The organism is Stenotrophomonas sp. 05L414_2 (assembly GCF_056397905.1).
Window position 1 is genome coordinate 1 of sequence record NZ_JBFTOJ010000075.1, and the last position, 18,645, is coordinate 18,645.

15 protein-coding genes are annotated in these 18,645 nt (G+C 67.0%); 8 read left to right on the plus strand and 7 right to left on the minus strand.

Annotation, left to right across the window (positions count from 1 at the left end):
* Positions 1-456: 456 nt before the first annotated feature.
* Together pdxY and AC1DJN_RS12145 are read left to right on the plus strand one after the other, a co-directional pair.
* On the plus strand, positions 457-1,365 hold the full coding sequence (gene pdxY, locus AC1DJN_RS12140; RefSeq protein WP_478039250.1) for a pyridoxal kinase: 909 nt from the start codon (positions 457-459) through the stop codon (positions 1,363-1,365).
* Positions 1,362-2,486 (plus strand): prephenate dehydrogenase, encoded by a 1,125-nt coding sequence (locus AC1DJN_RS12145; RefSeq protein WP_025875146.1) that lies wholly within the window; start codon positions 1,362-1,364, stop codon positions 2,484-2,486. Before pdxY ends, AC1DJN_RS12145 begins: the two co-directional genes overlap by 4 nt.
* Positions 2,487-2,654: 168 nt before the next feature.
* Here AC1DJN_RS12145 and AC1DJN_RS12150 read toward each other — a convergent pair whose 3' ends face one another.
* From AC1DJN_RS12150 to AC1DJN_RS12170, 5 genes are all read right to left on the minus strand, one after another.
* Positions 2,655-2,849, minus strand: a complete 195-nt coding sequence (locus tag AC1DJN_RS12150; RefSeq protein ID WP_025875144.1) for a hypothetical protein — start codon at positions 2,847-2,849, stop codon at positions 2,655-2,657.
* Positions 2,850-2,917: 68 nt separating this feature from the next.
* The gene (locus AC1DJN_RS12155; protein ID WP_032977633.1) at positions 2,918-4,696 is read right to left on the minus strand and encodes an ABC transporter transmembrane domain-containing protein; all 1,779 of its coding nucleotides are present in this window, start codon (positions 4,694-4,696) and stop codon (positions 2,918-2,920) included.
* On the minus strand, positions 4,689-5,285 hold the full coding sequence (locus AC1DJN_RS12160) for an IMPACT family protein (RefSeq protein WP_478039251.1): 597 nt from the start codon (positions 5,283-5,285) through the stop codon (positions 4,689-4,691). Before AC1DJN_RS12160 ends, AC1DJN_RS12155 begins: the two co-directional genes overlap by 8 nt.
* A 34-nt stretch (positions 5,286-5,319) precedes the next feature.
* Positions 5,320-6,315, minus strand: coding sequence for a hypothetical protein (locus AC1DJN_RS12165; RefSeq protein ID WP_442251606.1), 996 nt, complete (start codon positions 6,313-6,315; stop codon positions 5,320-5,322).
* Positions 6,312-6,830, minus strand: coding sequence for an RNA polymerase sigma factor (locus tag AC1DJN_RS12170; protein ID WP_229291374.1), 519 nt, complete (start codon positions 6,828-6,830; stop codon positions 6,312-6,314). Before AC1DJN_RS12170 ends, AC1DJN_RS12165 begins: the two co-directional genes overlap by 4 nt.
* Positions 6,831-7,077: 247 nt before the next feature.
* On the opposite strand from AC1DJN_RS12170, the gene AC1DJN_RS12175 reads away from it, so the two are divergent.
* Positions 7,078-9,924 (plus strand): bifunctional diguanylate cyclase/phosphodiesterase, encoded by a 2,847-nt coding sequence (locus AC1DJN_RS12175; RefSeq protein ID WP_478039252.1) that lies wholly within the window; start codon positions 7,078-7,080, stop codon positions 9,922-9,924.
* A gap of 19 nt (positions 9,925-9,943) precedes the next feature.
* On the opposite strand, the gene AC1DJN_RS12180 is transcribed toward AC1DJN_RS12175, so the two are convergent.
* Together AC1DJN_RS12180 and AC1DJN_RS12185 are read right to left on the minus strand one after the other, a co-directional pair.
* A complete protein-coding gene (locus tag AC1DJN_RS12180) occupies positions 9,944-10,537 on the minus strand; it encodes an LOG family protein (RefSeq protein WP_032977621.1) in 594 nt (197 codons plus the stop codon).
* Positions 10,538-10,731: 194 nt separating this feature from the next.
* Positions 10,732-12,228 carry an aminotransferase class III-fold pyridoxal phosphate-dependent enzyme gene (locus tag AC1DJN_RS12185; RefSeq protein ID WP_032977620.1) on the minus strand — a complete coding sequence of 499 codons (1,497 nt, stop codon included), beginning with the start codon at positions 12,226-12,228 and terminating at the stop codon, positions 10,732-10,734.
* A 210-nt stretch (positions 12,229-12,438) separates the two neighbouring features.
* On the opposite strand from AC1DJN_RS12185, the gene queA reads away from it, so the two are divergent.
* The 5 genes from queA (at position 12,439) to secF (ending at position 18,169) form a co-directional block, all read left to right on the plus strand.
* Positions 12,439-13,506 carry a tRNA preQ1(34) S-adenosylmethionine ribosyltransferase-isomerase QueA gene (queA, locus tag AC1DJN_RS12190; protein ID WP_032977618.1) on the plus strand — a complete coding sequence of 356 codons (1,068 nt, stop codon included), beginning with the start codon at positions 12,439-12,441 and terminating at the stop codon, positions 13,504-13,506.
* A 137-nt stretch (positions 13,507-13,643) separates the two neighbouring features.
* Positions 13,644-14,774: a tRNA guanosine(34) transglycosylase Tgt gene (gene tgt / locus AC1DJN_RS12195; protein ID WP_478039253.1), complete on the plus strand. Its 1,131-nt coding sequence runs from the start codon at positions 13,644-13,646 to the stop codon at positions 14,772-14,774.
* A 136-nt stretch (positions 14,775-14,910) separates the two neighbouring features.
* Positions 14,911-15,255, plus strand: a complete 345-nt coding sequence (gene yajC, locus AC1DJN_RS12200) for a preprotein translocase subunit YajC (protein WP_025875124.1) — start codon at positions 14,911-14,913, stop codon at positions 15,253-15,255.
* A gap of 61 nt (positions 15,256-15,316) precedes the next feature.
* Entirely contained in the window at positions 15,317-17,173 is a 1,857-nt protein-coding gene (secD, locus tag AC1DJN_RS12205; protein ID WP_313115395.1) for a protein translocase subunit SecD, read from the plus strand.
* A 15-nt stretch (positions 17,174-17,188) separates the two neighbouring features.
* Positions 17,189-18,169: a protein translocase subunit SecF gene (gene secF / locus AC1DJN_RS12210; protein ID WP_478039254.1), complete on the plus strand. Its 981-nt coding sequence runs from the start codon at positions 17,189-17,191 to the stop codon at positions 18,167-18,169.
* Positions 18,170-18,645: the final 476 nt, after the last annotated feature.

The window sequence follows — 18,645 nt, forward strand, 5'->3', positions numbered from 1 at the left end:
TCCCTGGAGGCTTGGCCGCGGCATCCATGCCGCGGACACCCCCGCRACCGGACCCACCCCGCCTTCGACAGATCTCCGCAATCTGTCGGGATGGCATGACTTGCTSTTGGTGRGTGTCGACCTTGGTCGACACGTAGATCCACGGCATGCGTGGACGATTTTCGATTTGGATTTGAATATTCGAGTTGGACAGAGATTCATCCACGCATGGCGTGGATCTACTGCTCGCGGGGGTACTTTCGAAGGCGGGGGACTTTGGGTTTGCGGGGTGTGAGCCGCATGGATGCGGCGACCAAGCCTCCAGGGATGGATTCACGGCGTCCCCGCAAACCCACAGTGCCCCGCCATTCCTCGGAGTGCCGCTGTTGCTGTTGCCTCGGCTTTGGCTGTGGCTGTTGCCTCTGCAGGTGCAGGGCGCAGCCCTGCCGAAACCCCCCTTGGGCGTAGAATGCGGGCATGAGCGAATCCCTCGACAACCACCTGGTCCACGGCCGCCGCCAGCGGCCCGACGGCCCTTCGCCGATCGATGTCATTTCGGTCCAATCACAACTGGTCTACGGCCATGCCGGCAACAGCGCCGCGCTGCCCCCGATGCGTGCGCTCGGCGTGCGCGTGGCCTCGATCCCGACCACGCTGCTGAGCAATGCACCGTTCTACGAGACCACCCRTGGCCGTGTGCTGCCCAGCGACTGGTTTGCCGATCTGCTGCTCGGCACGCATGAACGGGGTCTTCCGCAGCGGGCGAAGATGCTGGTCTCCGGTTACTTCGGCAGCGCTGCCAACGGTGCGGCCTTTGCTGATTGGCTGGACGAGATCCTGCCGGCATGTCCGCAGCTGCGCTACTGTCTGGACCCGGTGATCGGCGATACCCACACCGGTCCCTACGTGGAGCCGGGACTGGAAGCGATCTTCGCTGAGCGCCTGCTGCCGCATGCATGGCTGGTTACCCCGAATGCCTTCGAACTCGGTCGCCTGACCGGCATGCCGGCGCTGGCCGAAGCCGATGCCATTGCTGCTTCGCGCGCGCTGCTGGCACGCGGGCCGCAGTGGGTGCTGGCACACAGCGTCGGCGGCAATCCGGGCGAACTGGTGACGCTGGCTGTGGGTCGCGAGGAAACCTGGCGCTGGACCTCGCCGCTGCTGCCGGTGGATGTGGCAGGCACCGGCGACGTGCTGATGTCGCTGATGGTGTCCTTCCTGCTGCGCGGTGAGCCGATGCAGATGGCCATCTCGCGGGCCATCGCCGGCACCCATGCGGCGCTGGAGGCGACCCTGGCCCACGGCTTCGAAGAGTTCGACGTGATCGCGGCCGCACCGGCGGCACTGGCCGACGGCTTGCGCTTCCGCGCCGAACGGCTGGCATGAGCGATCTGCACGAACGCACGCCGCGCACGGTCGGCATCGTCGGCAGTGCCGGCGCCTATGGACGCTGGCTGACCCGGTTCTTCGAACAGCACATGCAGGTGCGCGTGATCGGCCACGATCCGGCCGATCCGGGTTCGCATGCGCCGGAGCAGTTGCTGGAACAGGCCGACGTGTTGGTGTTCTCCGCACCGATCCGGCACACGTCCACGTTGATCGCCGAGTACGCGCGCCTGTCGGCGGGCCGCGAGCAGGAACGCTTGTGGCTGGATGTGACCTCGGTGAAGGAAGCGCCGGTGCAGGCGATGCTGGCCTCGTGCGCCGAAGTGGTGGGCCTGCATCCGATGACGGCGCCGCCCAAGGCGCCGACCCTGAAGGGCCGGGTGATGGTGGTCTGCGAGGCCAGGCTGCTGCATTGGCGGCCCTGGGTGGACGCGTTGTGCCTGGCACTGCAGGCCGAATGCGTGCGCGCCACCCCGCAGCACCATGACCAGATGATGGCGCTGGTGCAGGCGATGGTGCATGCGACCCACTTGGCCCAGGCAGGTGTGCTGCGCGAGTACCAACCGCAGCTGGGCACGCTGGCGGCGATGCTGCCGTATCGATCGGCCTCGTTCGAACTGGATACGGCGATCATCTCGCGCATCCTGTCGTTGAATCCGGCGATCTACGAAGACATCCAGTTCGGCAATCCGTATGTGGCGCCGATGCTGCAACGCCTGATCGGCCAGCTGCAGACGCTGCAGGTACAGGTGGGGCAGGGCGACGACGCTGCGCGGGGCGCGTTCCGCGATCACCTGCTGGAGGCCAACAGGAGTGCCTTCGGCGATCAGGCGCTGGCTGCGGGCAACTACACCTTCGAGCGCGTCGGCTATCTGCTGGCCGACCTGACCGAGCGCAATGCACTGTCGGTACATCTGCCTGAAGACCGCGCCGGTTCGTTGCGTGAGCTGCTGAACGTGTTCGAGCAGCACGGCATCAGCCTCGCCTCGATCCACTCCTCGCGCACGCCTGCCGGCGAAGTGCATTTCCGCATCGGTTTCGTGGCCGGCAGCGAGCCAGGGGCTATCGCGGCAGCCGCGGCCGAAGTGGATGCCAGCGGGATCGGCCGGGTGCTGGCGTAACGCCATTCATCCACAGGGCGTGTGGATGGCTTCTGCGCAAACATGTGGATAACCTGCGGCAGGCCTTGGCGTGCAAGGCTGTCAAGATGGTTGGTCAAAAAATGACCAACCTTTTTTCTGTCCGGAACAGCAGTAGAGCCGGGGCATGCCCGGCTCTGCGGTGGATCGCTAGATCGACAACCTGACCTCGCCGCCGCTGGTGGTGAACTCGCGGCCGTTGCGTACCAGCTGGCGTCCGTCATCAAGCTCATAACGCGGCGTCGCTTCGGAGCCATGCCCACTGCCGCTGGCCTCGGGCTTGAACTCGATGATGATGTGGCTTTCGCCATTGCTGTCGACAGCGGGGAACTGACGGAACGACATGCTTGGCCTCCTTCAGTGGTTCTTCGCTACGCCGCCAGAGTGATCCGGCCGGTGTTAGCCGGCCGTCATCAATCGATGAACTGCAGGCGTGCAAGCTCCGCATACAGGCCGCCTTCAGCCAGCAGCTGCGTATGCGTGCCTTCGGCCACGATACGGCCATGGTCCATCACCACGATGCGGTCGGCCTTCAGCACGGTCGCCAGCCGATGGGCGATGACCACCGTGGTGCGCCCCGCCATCAAGCGTTCCAGCGCCTGCTGCACGCCATGTTCGCTCTGTGCATCCAGCGCGCTGGTGGCTTCGTCGAGCAGCAGGATCGGTGCGTCCTTCAGCAAGGCGCGGGCGATCGCCACGCGCTGCTGCTGGCCACCGGACAGGCGGGCACCGCGCTCGCCCAGTTCGCTGTCGTAGCCCTCTGGCAGCGCACGCAGGAAGGCGTCGGCCTCGGCGGCACGGGCTGCGTCCTCCACCTCGGCGTCACTGGCCTCCAGCCGACCATAGCGGATGTTGTCGCGTGCACTGGAGGCGAACAATGTCGGCTGCTGCGGCACCAGCGCCAGCTGCGCGCGAAGCTCGGCCGGATCGACCTCGCGCACATCGATGCCGTCCACGCAGATGCGGCCGCTTGCCGGATCGTGGAAGCGCAGCAGCATCGACAGCACCGTGCTCTTGCCGGCGCCTGACGGGCCGACCAGGGCGACGGTTTCACCCGGCCGCACGTGCAGGTTGAAATGATCCAGCGCGGCCTGGTCCGGTCGCTGCGGGTAGTTGAATAGCACGTCGTCGAAACGGATCTCGCCACGCAGCGGCTGCGGCAGCGCACGCGGCTTGGCCGGCGCACGGATCTCGATGTCTTCCTGCAGCAGCTCGCCGATGCGGCCCATGCCGCCGGATGCGCGCTGCAGTTCGTTCCACACTTCGGCCAGCGCACCGACCGAACCACCACCGATCAGTGCGTACAGCACGAACTGGCCCAACGTACCGGCGCTGAGCCGCCCGTCGATGACGTCGTGCGCGCCCAGCCACAACACCCCGACAATCGCACCGAACACCAGCAGGATGGCGCTGGCGGTCACCAGCGACTGCGCGCCGATGCGCCGGCGCGCGGCACGGATCGCATCGCCCAGCGCATGGTCGAAACGGCCGCGTTCATAGGGTTCGCGCGCATGCGCTTGCACGGTGCGCACCGCGCCCAGCGTTTCGCTGGCCAGGCTGTTGGCATCGGCAATGCGGTCCTGGCTGCTGCGCGCGATGGTACGCAGCTTGCGCGCGCCGATGATGATCGGCAGCACTGCCAGCGGGATGCCGAGCAGCGACCAGGCGGCCAGCCGCGGACTGGTGACGAACAGCATCGCCAGGCTGCCGACCACGGTGACACTGCTGCGCAGCGCCACGGACATGGTCGAGCCGACCACGCTGCGCAGCAGTTCGCTGTCGGCGGTCAGGCGCGAAACCAGCTCGCCGCTGCGGCTGCGGTCGTGGAAGCCGGCGCCGAGCTGGATCAGGTGCGCGTACAGCCGGCTGCGCAGATCCGCCACGACCTTCTCGCCGAGCAGCGAAACAAAGTAGAAGCGCGCCGCCGTCGCCAACGCCAGCACCACAGCGACCAGCATCAGCAATGCAAAGGCACGGTTGATCTGGCCACCGCTGCTGAAGCCGTGGTCGATCATCTGCTTCACCGCCGGCGGCAGGCTCAGGGTCGCCGCTGAAGAAACGGCCAGGGCCAGCAGCCAGGCGCTGAACAATCCGCTGTGGCGGCGCACGAACGGCCACAGTGTGCGCAGGCTGCCGAGGCGGCGCAGCGGCGGGGAGGCCGGGTCGGTCGCCGGTGCGTCCTTGTCAGTCATCGAAGGGGTCATCTTGGATACGGATACGATCACGGGTGGCGTCGCGCAGGCGGATTTTCAATGCGTCGACCTGGTCTGCGGGCAATTCCACCCRCAATCTCACGCCATTGGCATCGAACTGTTCATCGCGCTTTTCGGCCGCGTGGGCCGGCAGGGCCGCATGCAGCGCGCCCAGGTCCTCGAATCCAGCCACCAGCTGCAGCCGCGCCATCGCCACCAGTGGCAGGCGCGGCGCGGTGCGCAGGCATTCGGCAGCGGCGCCGCCGTAAGCCCGGACCAGGCCACCGGCGCCCAGCTTGATGCCGCCGAACCAGCGGGTGACCACCACCATCACCCGGTCGAATCCCTGCCCATCGATGGCGGCCAGGATCGGGCGGCCCGCGGTGCCGGCGGGCTCGCCGTCATCGCTGGAGCGATAGTCCTGGCCGTGCCGGTAGGCCCAGCAGTTGTGGGTCGCATCGGCTACCGATACGTCCTGCAGAAATGCCATCGCCGCAGACGCGCTCTCGATCGGCGCGGCATGCGCGATGAAGCGACTGTGCTTGACGTCCAGGGTGTGGTTGACCGGTTGGGCGAGGGTATCGGGCATTCCCTTCATTCTACGGGCTTGCCGCCGATGTGCTTCAGTCGTCCAGCAACGGTCGCACATCCTTTGGCAGGCGCGCCTCTGGATACGTCTGCAGGTAACGCTCCAGGCTCGCCCGGGCCAGGTCGCGCTGGCCGGCGTCGCGGCGCTCGCGGATCTTCTGCAGCCATTGCCGGCGTGGCAGCCGGGCATCGGCCTGCACTTCGGCCTGTACCGCGTCCGCGCTGAGGTTCGCGTCGCTTGCGCGGCGCATGACGCCAGGCGCGGTTCTGCCGGCCGCGTCCTGCTTGGCCGCGGTGAGCGCGACGCGGTCTTCGGCCGTGGCCTGCGCGGAGGGCATGGATTCGGCCGCCGCCGCAGTGGCCTTGCGGGCCCTCATCGCCGCGGCAGGGGCCGCAGGCGCAGGTGCCGAATAGGCTTCGGCCGCGGGGGGCGCTGCCGCTGGCATCGGAGGCGGCGCAAACGCTGTGTCGGCTGCCGGCGCAGGTGGCGGTGCCGGCGCCATCATCGGAGCAGGTGCCTGCCGGGGTGCGGCAGGCGCGGGTTTCACCGCCTCCGCGATGGCTGGTGCCGGAGCCGGTGCTGCCTTGGCCGCCGCAGGTGCCGGTGCTGCGGCCGGTGCAGGTACCGGTGCAGGTACCGGTGCGGCTTCGGTGGCCGCGACATCGGCGGCCGCGCTGTCGTAGGCCGTGCCTTCGGCGCTCGCATCGGCCGCCATTTCCTGTGCAGCCGGCGCGGTGGCAACTGCCTCGGCAGGGGCCGAGGGCGGCTCTGGACGCATCTGCCAGGCGATGCCAACGGCGAACACCGCCGATGCGGCCACGCCGAACACGGCCGGCCAGCGGCGGCGCGGGCGCAGCGTGCGCGGTGCCGCCGGCGCTGGGGCCGCCTCGCGTGCTGGCGTCTCCACGGCCGCACGCGCAGCGGCGAGGATCGCCGCATCCAGTGCCGGCGGAGGGCCCTGTTCGGTGCGGCGCCCAAGCAGGCGTGCCAGTTCGCGTTCTTCCGGCGTCAGTGCATCGTCTCGGTTCATGCGTTCAGTCCCGCACGCAGCTTGTCCATCGCATAGCGCAGCCGCGATTTCACGGTTTCCCGGCCAACGCCGGTGATCTGGCCGATCTCCTCCAGGCTCAGTTCCTGTTCCAGCCGCAGCTGCAGCACTTCGCGCTGTTCTGCGGGCAGTTCTTCCATCGCCAGCTGGATGCGGCGACGTTGCTCGAATTCGGACAATTCCGCTTCCGGTGTCTGCCCATCTTCCAGCGCGGCCAGGCGCAGATCGGCATCGGCCGGTGCAGGGGGGCGATGGCGGGCGGCGCGCCAGTGGTCATTCAGGCGGTTGTGGGCGATGCGGAACAGCCAGGTGCTGAAGGCTGCATCGGCCTGCCAGCCTGCACGCGCGCTGATCACCCGCTGCCAGACGTCCTGGAACATCTCCTCGGCCAGCGCGGTGTCGCGCAGCTGCCGCAGCAGGAAGCCGAACAGGCGCTTGCGATGACGGGCATACAGGCTTTCGAACGCGTGCACTTCACCGGCGGCCCAGGCCAGCATCAAGGCTTCATCGGTTGGCAGGGCGCTGGCATCCACGCCGTACAGGGTAAGCCCTGCAGGCGGTGGCGCATAGCCAGCGATGGGGTGGGACAGGGCGACAGTCACGGCAGGAACCGGGAGGGGATCAACAGGAAAAACGCCCGAGGGCACGTTTCGGGGTTGCCGGGCTTCCATTGCCCCCCGGGTGGCGCGTTATGCTCGGTAATTCAGGGGAGGCGGCGCTCAGGCGGCGCCAAGAGAACGTCATTTGTCCACCGAAGCCGACCGCGCGCTGGAAGCGTCAAACAACGAGCCTGTGCTGAGCGCAGCGCTGGTGCGCGCGCTGCATGCGCTGCTGCCGGAAACGGCGATCGTGCGCGTCGGCTGGGACGATCCGCAGCTCGGCAGCGGGCAGGGCGGTTGGCCGATCGGCGGCGGCGAGGAGGACATCTGGCAGCCGCTGGCCGACCACGCTGAAGGCCGCCACGGCTGGGAATACGACGGCGCCCGGCTGCTGCTGTCGGTACGCGGCGCGACGCCTTCCCCGGCCTGGTGGGGGCTGGCCCGGCAGGCCATGGAGCTGGCCCTGCAGCGGGGCCGCCAGGCGGGGCAGATCAAGGCGCTGGAAGAAGCTGAGYGGTTGCAGCAGGCCCTGTTCCAGATTGCCGACCTGGCCGGTGCCGACCTGGAAATGAGCGAGATGCTGCGCCACGTGCATGGCGTGCTGGGCACGCTGATGTACGCGCAGAACTGCTACATCGTCGAGTATGACGATGCCCGCCGGCAGATCCGCTTCCTGTACTTCGCCGACCAGGTCGATGATTTCGTCGCCGATCCTGCCCAAGGCTACGACATCGACCAGATGCCGCGCAGCCTGACAGTAGCGCTGCTGCGGCATGGCCGGCCGTTGAGCGGGCCTTCGCGCGAACTGCTGGCGCGGGTAGACCAGGAGCACGACCCGCAGCGGGGTCCGGAAAGCCTGGACTGGCTGGGCGTGCCGATGCTGCGCGATGGCCGGGTGTGTGGTGCGATCGTGGTGCAGAGCTACGAGCATGCCGACCGCTACGGCGAGGCCGAACGGGCCCTGCTGGGTTTTGTCGCCCAGCACGTGCAGACCGCCATGGACCGCCGCCAGGCGCAGGTGCGGCTGGAGCAGCAGGTGGAACGCCGCACGCAGGAACTGCAGCGCGCCAATCTCAGCCTGCAGGATGAAGTGGCCGAGCGCCGCCGCGCCGAGCAGTTGCAGACCGCGCTGTACAACATCGCCGAAATGGCGATGTCGGCCGACAGCCTGGCGCAGTTCTACGGGCAGGTGCACGGCGTGGTCGGGCGCTTGCTGGATGCGCGCAATTTCTATATCGCGCTGGTCAATGCCGAGGGCGATGGGCTGGATTTCGTCTATTCGGTCGACGAGCACAACGCGAGTCGTGCACCGCGCGCGTTCAGTCGCGGCCTGACCGAGTATGTGGTCCGCCATCGTCGGCCCCTGCTGGCCTCGCGTGCGCAGATCGATGCGCTGCTGGAAACCGGCGAGGTGCGCGAATCCGGCGCACGTTCGCAGTGCTGGCTCGGCGTGCCGTTGCTGCGCGACGACGAAGTGGTCGGTGCGATCGTGGTGCAGAGTTATACCGAGCAGATCGCCTTCAGCGTGCATGACCAGCGCCTGCTGATCTTCGTTGCGCAGAACATCGGCACCGGTCTTGCGCGCCAGCGCGACCAGCAACGACTGCGCTCGGCGCATGCCGAGCTGGAAAAGCGGGTGGAGGAGCGCACCCGCGAGCTGGGCGAGGTGAACGAAAAACTGCTGGGCCAGATCGGCGAGCGCCTGCGCGCCGAGCAGCGACTGACCCACCAGGCGATGCACGACGCGCTGACCGGACTGCCCAATCGCCTGCACCTGCTGGACAGGCTGCAGGATGCGCTGGCGCTGGCCCGGCGCGAAGGTGGCCCGGTGTTCGCGGTGCTGTTCCTGGACCTTGACCGCTTCAAGCTGGTCAACGACAGCATCGGTCACGCCGCCGGCGATCGCATGCTGGTGGAAGTAGCCAAGCGCATCGTGTCCATGGCCGGCGACAATGATGTGGTGGCGCGCCTGGGCGGTGATGAGTTCGCCGTGCTGCTGCACTGTCCGGAGGGCCTGGCGCAGGCGCTGGATTTCGGCCAGCGGCTGTTGCTGGCACTGCAGGAATCGATGTGGATCGCCGGTCGCGAGCTGTTCCCCTCCGGCAGCCTGGGCATCGCCTTGTGGAACCCGCGCTATCGCACCGGCGAGGAACTGCTGCGCGACGCCGATGCGGCGATGTACCGGGCCAAGGCCCAAGGCCACGACCGCTGCTCGATCTTCGATGAGGAGATGCGCGAGCAGGCGCTGCGCAGCCTGGATCTCGAGGCCGACCTGCGGCGGGCGATCAACAACCGTGATTTCGTGCCGTTCTACCAGCCGATCGTGCGCCTCTCCGACGGCGAGGTGGTCGGCCACGAGGCCCTGCTGCGCTGGAAGCACGAGCGCCGTGGGCTGCTGCTGCCAGGCGCGTTCCTGGAACTGGGTGAGGAAAGTGGCCTGATCGAACAGGTCGACTGGCTGATCTATGAGCAGGTCATTGCCGGCCTTGCCGACGGCGGGCGTGGCTATGTGTCGGTCAACGTGTCGCCACGGCATTTCCGCTCCGCCGAGTTCAGCGGGCGCCTGTATGGCCTGCTGGAGGCGAGCAACGCGGACCCGCGGCGGTTGCGCCTGGAGATCACCGAGGTGGCGCTGCTCGATGACGGTCCACACACGCTGCGCATCCTGAAGGGCCTGCGTGAACGCGGCATCCAGGTGCAGCTGGATGATTTCGGCACGGGTTTCTCGGCGCTGTCCTACCTGCACCGTTTCCCGATCAGCACGTTGAAGATCGACCAGAGCTTCATTGCCGGCCTGCACGGCCCGGAGGCACAGAGCACGCGCGCGCTGGTCGAAGGCGTGCTGTCGCTGGCACGCACGCTGGGCATCGAGACGATCGGCGAAGGCATCGAGACCGAGGCGCAGCGTGACACGCTGTTCGAGCTCGGCTGTGACTACGGCCAGGGCTACCTGCTGGGCCGGCCGGCACCGTGGACGCGCGCGGCAGCCTGAGCCACCGCGCACGTAGTCTTCAACGCAGCGCCGCGCGGCGCTTCTCGTCGATCCACTTCGAGGCCTGGGCCGGCTGGTAGTCCTTCATCCAGGCCAGCATCTCCTCGATGTCCGAGCCGTACCACAGGTCCTGGCGCTGCTCGGGGTGCAGGAAGCGCTCTTCCACCATGCGATCGATCATGCCGATCAACGGCGCATAGAAGCCGTCTACATCGAGGAACGCGCAGGGCTTGTTGCCGATGCCGAGCTGGCGCCAGGTCAGCATCTCGAAGATCTCTTCCATGGTGCCGAAGCCGCCGGGCAGGGCGACGAAGCCATCGGACAGATCGAACATGCGCGACTTGCGCTCATGCATCGAACCGACGATCTCCAGTTCGGTCAGGCCGCGATGGGCCACTTCCCAGTCGGCCAGCTGGCGCGGAATCACGCCGGTGACCTCACCGCCGGCGGCGAGCACGGCATTGGCCACGGTACCCATCAGACCGACATTGCCGCCGCCGTACACCAGGCGCATGCCGTCGCGGGCGATGCGATCGCCCAGCGCGATGGCGCGTTCGGTGTAGACCGGCTTGCTGCCAGCGTTGGAACCGCAGTACACACAGATCGACTTCATGGATCTTCCTGTCTTGGCCGGAAACGAAAACGCCCCGCGGTCAACCAGTGAAGCCGGTCGCAGGGCGGGGTGTCCGGGCAATTATGAGGCTTTGCCGTTGTTCTCTGTAGCGCCGGGCCATGCCCGGCGGCATTTCGTTCAGATCACGGCCAGCCCTTCAGCCGGGCAGCGCCCGGCTCTACGAGGGTCTGGGATTACGCGGCGGCAGCCTGTTCGCGGCGCGGCCCTTCACGCAGCGCACGGCCCACCATGCCTACCAGCAGGTCCAGCTCGCTGCTGTCCATGCCGAAGTGCGGGGTGAAGCGCAGCGAGTTCTCGCCACCATGGATCACGTTGATGCCGTGCTGGCGCAGCCATTCCTCGGTGGAATTGGCGCCATAGCACTTGAACTGTGGGGCCAGTTCGCAGGAGAACAGCAGGCCGGTGCCCTGCACCTTGGTGATCAGGCCGCCCAGTTCGTTCTTCAGCTGCTCCAGCTTGCGCACGGCCTCGGCACCGCGCTCGGCGATGTTGGCGCGGACCTGCGGGGTCAACTGGGCCAGGGTGGCGCAGGCCACGTCCAGCGCACGCGGGTTGCTGGTCATGGTGTTGCCGTAGATGCCCTTGCGGTACAGCTGCGCGGCGTGCTCGGTCACGGCCAGCACCGACAGCGGATACTGCGCGGCGTTCAGTGCCTTGGAGTAGGTTTCCATGTCCGGCGCGTCCAGGCCTTCAAAGCCGGGATAGTCGACCACCGACAGCACGCCGTGGGCGCGCAGGCCGGCCTGGATCGAGTCCAGCAGCAGCAGGCTGCCATGGGCGCGGGTCAGTTCGCGGGCCAGCGCATAGAACGCCGGCGGCACGGAGCGGCCCGGGTCACCTTCGCCCATCACCGGCTCCAGGAACACCGCTTCGATGAACCAGTTGTTGTGCGCGGCATCCTCGAACACCTTGCGCAGGCCGGCCTCGTCGTACGGGGCGACGGTGATCACCGACTCTTCGCCACGGTAGCTGGCCAGGTGCTGCATGTAGGTCTTGCGGCTTGAATCGGAATACAGCGCCGGTCGGTCGGTGCGGCCGTGGAAGCTGCCCTTGATGACTACGCGCTTGATTGCCGCACCGGCATGGCGGGCACCCGGGTCGGTCTGCAGCTTGGCGTTGACGTCGGCGATGCGCGCGGCCAGGCCAACCGCTTCAGAGCCGGAATTCAGGCACATGAAGCGCGTGAACGGGCAGCCGCCACGACGGTGGCCGATCTCGGCCCGCAGCGCGGTGATGAAGCGCTGCTGGGACAGGCTGGGGGTCATGATGTTGGCCATCACCTGCGGCCGTGACATCGCCTCCATGACGGCGTCCGGGGTGTGGCCGAAGCCCAGCATGCCGTAGCCGCCAGCGTCGTACAGCACCGCGCCTTTCAGGGTGACCACCCACGGACCGCGCGCGGCCAACGCCACGTACGGGGTCACCGCATCATCGGCGTAGAAATTGACGAAGCCGTCCTGCATGGCATCGATCTGCGCCTGCTCATCCTGTGCCAGCAGCGGCCCCAGCTCAGCCTGCACGCGCGCGAATTCGGCAGCAGCGGCATCGACCGCGGCGACCAGCTGCGAGTGGTTCGCGGCGAGGGCGGTCAGGGTTGCGTCATCCAGGCCGTTGGTGAGGCGGGTGCCGGGCTGGGCGCGGAGGGGGGCGAGGCGTTCGATGAAGCTCATTGCAGATCTCCTGAAACGTTGGGTCGCACGGGCCTTCAAAAGCAAAACGCGCGTCTTCACGCGCGCTTGGGGCGGGCTCGTGCAGCGGACTTCCTCGTCGATGCTAGCACTTGTTTTTTTGCGCGATAACCCCGCAAAAGACTGCTGCATAGCAGCATTTTGCGCGACGTTCGGCCTCGCTCGTGCCGGCTCGCAGACGCTGGACGTACAATGCGCGCCATTGTCGACCTGTTGCCGTCCACTGCCTTGAAGAAGTCCGATTTCCATTACGAACTGCCGGCCGAACTGATTGCCCAGGCCCCCTTGGCCGAACGCTCGGCGAGCCGCCTGCTGCTGGTGCCACCGGCGCCGACCGCCTTCACCGACCTGCAGGTGCGCGACCTGCCATCGCTGCTGCAACCGGGCGACCTGCTGGTGTTCAACGACACCCGGGTGATTCCGGCGCGCCTGTTCGGGCAGAAGGCCAGCGGTGGCCGCGTGGAGATCCTGATCGAGCGCCTGCTCGGCGGCCAGCAGGCGCGGGCCCAGGTGGGTGCCAGCAAGTCGCCGAAGGCCGGCAGCCGCATCGCCCTGGATGCCGGTGGCGAAGCCGAAGTGCTGGGGCGCGACGGCGAGTTCTACGTGCTGCAGTTCCATGTGCCGGAATCGCTGGAGCAGTGGCTGCTGCACGCTGGCCGGCTGCCGTTGCCGCCCTACATCCAGCGCGAGCCCGGCGTGGACGATCGCGAGCGCTACCAGACCGTGTTCGCGCGCGAAGTGGGCGCCGTGGCGGCACCGACTGCCGGCCTGCACTTCGATGAGGCGCTGCTGGGAGCACTGAAGGACAAGGGCGTGGATTTCGGCCACGTCACCCTGCACGTGGGCGCAGGCACGTTCCAGCCGGTGCGCGCCGACGACCTGAAGGACCACGTCATGCACCGCGAGTGGCTGAACGTCGGTGCCGAGCTGGTGCAGCAGGTGCGACGCACGCGTGCGGCCGGTGGCCGGGTGATCGGCGTCGGCACGACGGTGGTGCGCGCGCTGGAAAGTGCGATGCGTGAGGGGGAGTTGCTGCCGTTCGCGGGCGAAACGCAGATCTTCATCACCCCCGGCTACCGGATCCGCAGCGTCGACGCGATGGTGACCAATTTCCATCTGCCCGAAAGCACGCTGCTGATGATGATCTCGGCGTTTGCCGGCAAGGAGCGCGTGTTCGAGGCCTACCAGCACGCGATCGAGCAGCGCTACCGCTTCTTCAGCTACGGCGACGCGATGCTGCTGTTCCCGCAGGCGGGGTAGGGCTGAGGTGGGTAGCGCCGGTCCATGCCCGGAGAGGYGCAGTTGCGGGTCATCCGCCGGGCATGGCCCGGCGCTACCGGAGCAGGAAAGGCGGTTTTGGGAGACAATGGGCGACTATTTGCCCGAACGACCGCTCCATGTCCCGATTGCAGTTCCAGCTCCAGACCCGTGATGGCCGCGCCCGCCGTGGCCGCCTGACCTTCCCGCGTGGCACGGTGGAAACGCCGGCCTTCATGCCGGTGGGGACCTATGGCTCGGTCAAGGGCATCCTGCCGGACCAGGTGCGCGCGCTGGGCGCCGAGATCATCCTCGGCAACACCTTCCACCTGTACCTGCGGCCGGGCCTGGACATCATCGCCGACCACGGCGGCCTGCACGGCTTCTGCCGCTGGGATGGCCCGATCCTGACCGACTCCGGCGGCTTCCAGGTGTTCTCGCTGGCCCACCGCCGCAAGATCACCGAGCAGGGCGTGACCTTCGCCTCGCCGACCGACGGTGCCCGGGTGTTCCTGGGCCCGGAGGAGAGCATGAAGATCCAGAAGGTGCTCGATTCGGACGTGGTGATGATCTTCGACGAGTGCACGCCGTACCCGGCCACCGAGGACGTCGCCCGCCGGTCGATGGAACTGAGCCTGCGCTGGGCCCAGCGCAGCCGCAACGCGCATGACGAACTGGGCAACGATGCGGCCCTGTTCGGCATTGTCCAGGGCGGGGTGCAYACCGACCTGCGCAGCCGTTCGGCCGAGGCCCTGCAGGGGATCGGCTTCGACGGCTATGCCATTGGCGGCCTGGCCGTGGGCGAGCCGGAAGACGAGCGCAACGCCATGCTCGACCATCTGGACCCGGAGCTGCCGGCCGACCGTCCGCGCTACCTGATGGGCGTTGGCCGCCCTGAAGACCTGGTCGAGGGTGTCGCCCGCGGCGTGGACATGTTCGATTGCGTGATGCCGACCCGCAATGCGCGCAACGGCCACTATTTCACCTCGTTTGGCACCGTCCRCATCCGCAATTCGCAGTACGCGCGGGACATGGACCCGATCGAGCCGGGCTGTGGCTGCGTGGCCTGTGCCGGCGGCTATACCCGCTCGTACCTGCGCCATCTGGACCGCTGCAACGAGATGCTGGCGCCGATGCTGGGCACCCAGCACAACCTCTTCTATTACGAAAAGCTGATGGCCGACATCCGCGCAGCCATCGAGGCGGGAACCTTCCTGGCCTTCCGCGAGTCCTTCTACGCAGCACGCGGGGCGGTAGCGCCGCCCCTGTAAACCCGCAGCACCCCCTGCCAAACGGCCCGAGGACGAACGCCCGGGGCCGTGGCATACTTCAAGGCTGACCCAGATCCGCGGTCGACACCTCGTGCCCGTGAAACGGCCGAAGCGCCGCCCAACCAAAGGACCAACGATGAACCTGCTTGCCTTCCTGATTCCCGCCGCCCACGCCCAGGCCGCTGGCGGCCAACCGCAGGGCATGGGCCTGACCACGCTGCTGTTCCCGATCATCCTGATCGCCATCATGTACTTCCTGATGATCCGCCCGCAGATGAAGCGGCAGAAGGAGCACAAGGCCATGCTGGAGAAGATCAAGCGTGGCGACGAAGTGCTGACCAACGGCGGCATCGCCGGCAAGGTCACCGATATCGGCGACAACTTCGTCACCGTCGAAGTGGCCGAGAACGTGCGCATCCGCGTGCAGAAGGGCGCTGTCGGCAGCGTGCTGCCGACCGGCACCCTGGATTCGGCCAAGTAAGCCACTCCCTTTCTGAAGCACAACCGCGGCGCCGGGGATGGCGCCGCGCGGGACCCAAGCAATGCTCGAATTTCCACGCTGGAAGTACGTCGTCATCGTGATCGTACTGGCGCTCAGCACGCTGTACGCACTGCCCAACATCTACCAGAAGGACCCGGCCATCCAGATCACCGCCAACCGTGGCGGGCAGATCGACGATGCGCTGCGCGACCGTGTGCTGGCCGACCTGAAGAAGGCCGGTGTCACCACGATCGGTGCAGAGAAGGAAGGGGACAGCCTGATCGTCCGCCTGTCGGACCTGAAGTCGCAGTCTGCCGCCAGCGATGCGCTGCGTGACAGCGTGGGCGAGAACTATACGGTTGCCCTGAACCTGGCCTCGACCGTGCCGGACTGGCTGGCCAAGCTCGGCGGCCGCCCGATGGTGCTGGGCCTGGACCTGCAGGGCGGCGTGCACTTCGTGCTGCAGGTCGACCAGAAAGCCGCGCTGGACAAGCGCCTGGACGCCTACACCGAGGACGTGCGCAGCACCCTGCGTGATGCGCGCATCGCCTACCAGTCGGTCGAGCGTCGTGCCGACAACACCATCGTCGCCAACCTGAGCCCCTCGGCCGGCGAAGACGCCGGTACCCGTGCCCGCGCCGCGCTGGCCAAGGCGCAGCCGACCCTCGGCTATGACGTCAGTGGCAACCGCATCACGGTCTCCATTCCGGAAGCGGAAATCACGCAGATCGCCAACGGCGCCATCGAGCAGAACATCAACACCCTGCGCAACCGCGTGAACCAGCTCGGCGTGTCCGAGCCGATCATCCAGCGCCAGGGTGCTGATCGCGTGGTGGTGCAGCTGCCGGGCGTGCAGGACACGGCCGAAGCCAAGCGCATGATCGGTGCCACCGCCACCCTGGAATACCGGGCCGTGGTGGACGGCAACGCGCAGGACGCCATCGCGTCGGGTCGTATTCCGCCGGAAGCGAAGGTCTACCAGCGCCGTGACAACGGCGGTCCGGTGCTGCTGAACAAGCGCGTGATCGTCACCGGTGACCAGATGGTGGCCGCGCAGGCGGTGACCGACTCCACCAGCGGCACCCCGGCAGTCAGCGTGACGCTGAACAACGTCGGTGGCCAGCGCATGTTCGACTTCACCAGCGCGAACGTGAACAAGCCGATGGCGGTGGTCTACACCGAGCGCGTGCCGACCGTGACCGTCGTCGACGGTGAGGAAGTGCGTGGCTTCAAGGTCAACGAGGAAGTCATCTCGGTGGCCAACATCAACGGCGTGTTCGGCAAGAACTTCCAGACCACCGGTCTGCAGAAGAAGGAAGCCGAGGACCTGGCCAAGCTGCTGAAGTCGGGCTCGCTGGCTGCGCCGATGGACTTCGTAGAAGAGCGCGTGGTCGGCCCGAGCCTGGGCGCGGAGAACGTCAAGAACGGCATCACCGCGGTGGTCTATGCGTTCATGTTCACCCTGGTGTTCTTCACCATCTACTACCGCATGTTCGGCCTCATTACTTCGATCGCGATGCTGTTCAACCTGCTGATCGTGGTGGCGGTGATGTCGCTGTTCGGCGCGACCATGACCCTGCCGGGCTTCGCCGGCCTGGCCTTGTCGGTCGGCCTGTCGGTCGACGCCAACGTGCTGATCAACGAGCGTATCCGTGAAGAACTGCGTGCCGGCGTGCCGGGCAAGACCGCGATCGTGACCGGTTACGAGCGTGCGTCGGGCACCATCCTCGACGCCAACCTGACCGGCCTGATCGTCGGTGTGGCGCTGTTCGCATTCGGTACCGGTCCGCTGAAGGGCTTCGCGCTGACCATGATCATCGGTATTTTCGCTTCCATGTTCACCGCGATCACCGTATCGCGTGCACTGGCGACGCTGATCTACGGCCGTCGCAAGAAGCTCCAGAACGTGGCCATCTGACKGGACGACACGCACATGAAACTGTTTCCGCTGCACATCCTCCCGAACGATACCAAGATCGACTTCATGCGCTGGCGCCATGTCGCGATGGTCGTCACGATCATCGTGTTCCTGGCCTCGATCGGCATCATCGGCTTCAAGGGCTTCAACTACGCTCTGGACTTCACCGGCGGCACCCTGATCGAAGCCCGCTTCGAACACGCGGTGGATGTCGAGGACGTCCGCAGCAAACTTGAGCAGAACGGCTTCGATGGCGCCCAGGTACAGAGCGTCGGTGGCAACACCGACCTGCTGATCCGCCTGGCCCCGCACGGTGAGCACGCTCCGGGTACCGGCGGCGCTTCGGCCGAAGACAAGGCGACTGCCGCGGCCGTGGTCAAGGCGGTCTCTTCGGCTGACAACCAGGCCACCGTGCTGCGCAACGAGTTCGTTGGCCCGCAGATCGGCAAGGACCTGGCGATGAATGGCCTGTACGCCACCATCTTCATGCTGGCCGGCTTCCTGATCTACATCGCGGTGCGTTTCGAATGGAAGTTCGCGGTCACCGCGAGCATCGTGGCGATGTTCGACCTGATCGTGACGGTGGCCTACGTGTCGCTGCTCGGCCGTGAGTTCGACCTGACCGTGCTGGCCGGCCTGCTGTCGGTGATGGGCTTTGCGATCAACGACATCATCGTGGTGTTCGACCGCGTCCGCGARAACTTCCGCAGCCTGCGCGTGGAGCCGMTGGAAGTGCTGAACCGTTCGATCAACCAGACGCTGTCGCGTACGGTGATCACCGCGGTGATGTTCTTCCTGTCCGCACTGGCCCTGTACCTGTACGGCGGCAGTTCGATGGAAGGCCTGGCCGAGACGCACATGATCGGTGCGGTGATCGTGGTGCTGTCCTCGATCCTGGTGGCGGTGCCGATGCTGACGGTCGGCGCGCTGCGCGTGACCAAGCAGGACCTGCTGCCCAAGGCCAAGGACGTCGAGGCCCTCGCGCGCCGTCCGTAAGCCTCTGCTGCACGCAGTACACAGAGAACCCCGCGCAAGCGGGGTTTTTTGTTGGCAGGGCTGCGCCCTGCACCCGCCGAGGCCCTAAAGCAACGGCAACGTCAAAAGCCACAGCGGCACTGGCTTTCTGCTGGCTGGGCGGGGCCGTATGGGTTGGCAGGACACGCCGTAAACCCGTCCATGGGGGCTCGATGGCGCCATCCATGGCGCCAACGGTCCTGCCAACCCACACGGCCCCACCCCCGACAGATTCCTGCGGCTGTTGGTAGGTGTCGACCTTGGTCGACACATCTGTCAGATATCGAATGAACTCATCCGTGTCGACCAAGGTCGACACCTACCAGGGCCGGACGCTGTTCCACCAGATCGCGGGAAACTGTCGAAGGCGGGGTGGGTCCGGTTGAGGGGGCGTGAGCCGCATGGATGCGGCGACCGAGCTTACATGGACGTACTTGCAGCGTCCCCCKCAACCGGAC

Excerpts from the sequence above, each read along its gene's own strand:
- AC1DJN_RS12150 (WP_025875144.1), bottom strand. The coding sequence starts at position 2,849 with ATGTCGTTCCGTCAGTTCCCCGCTGTCGACAGCAATGGCGAAAGCCAC.
- AC1DJN_RS12180 (WP_032977621.1), bottom strand. The coding sequence starts at position 10,537 with ATGAAGTCGATCTGTGTGTACTGCGGTTCCAACGCTGGCAGCAAGCCG.
- queA (WP_032977618.1), top strand. The coding sequence starts at position 12,439 with ATGCGCGCCATTGTCGACCTGTTGCCGTCCACTGCCTTGAAGAAGTCC.
- AC1DJN_RS12145 (WP_025875146.1), top strand. The coding sequence starts at position 1,362 with ATGAGCGATCTGCACGAACGCACGCCGCGCACGGTCGGCATCGTCGGC.
- AC1DJN_RS12165 (WP_442251606.1), bottom strand. The coding sequence starts at position 6,315 with ATGAACCGAGACGATGCACTGACGCCGGAAGAACGCGAACTGGCACGC.
- AC1DJN_RS12170 (WP_229291374.1), bottom strand. The coding sequence starts at position 6,830 with ATGCTGGCCTGGGCCGCCGGTGAAGTGCACGCGTTCGAAAGCCTGTAT.
- yajC (WP_025875124.1), top strand. The coding sequence starts at position 14,911 with ATGAACCTGCTTGCCTTCCTGATTCCCGCCGCCCACGCCCAGGCCGCT.
- secD (WP_313115395.1), top strand. The coding sequence starts at position 15,317 with ATGCTCGAATTTCCACGCTGGAAGTACGTCGTCATCGTGATCGTACTG.
- AC1DJN_RS12155 (WP_032977633.1), bottom strand. The coding sequence starts at position 4,696 with ATGACTGACAAGGACGCACCGGCGACCGACCCGGCCTCCCCGCCGCTG.
- AC1DJN_RS12185 (WP_032977620.1), bottom strand. The coding sequence starts at position 12,228 with ATGAGCTTCATCGAACGCCTCGCCCCCCTCCGCGCCCAGCCCGGCACC.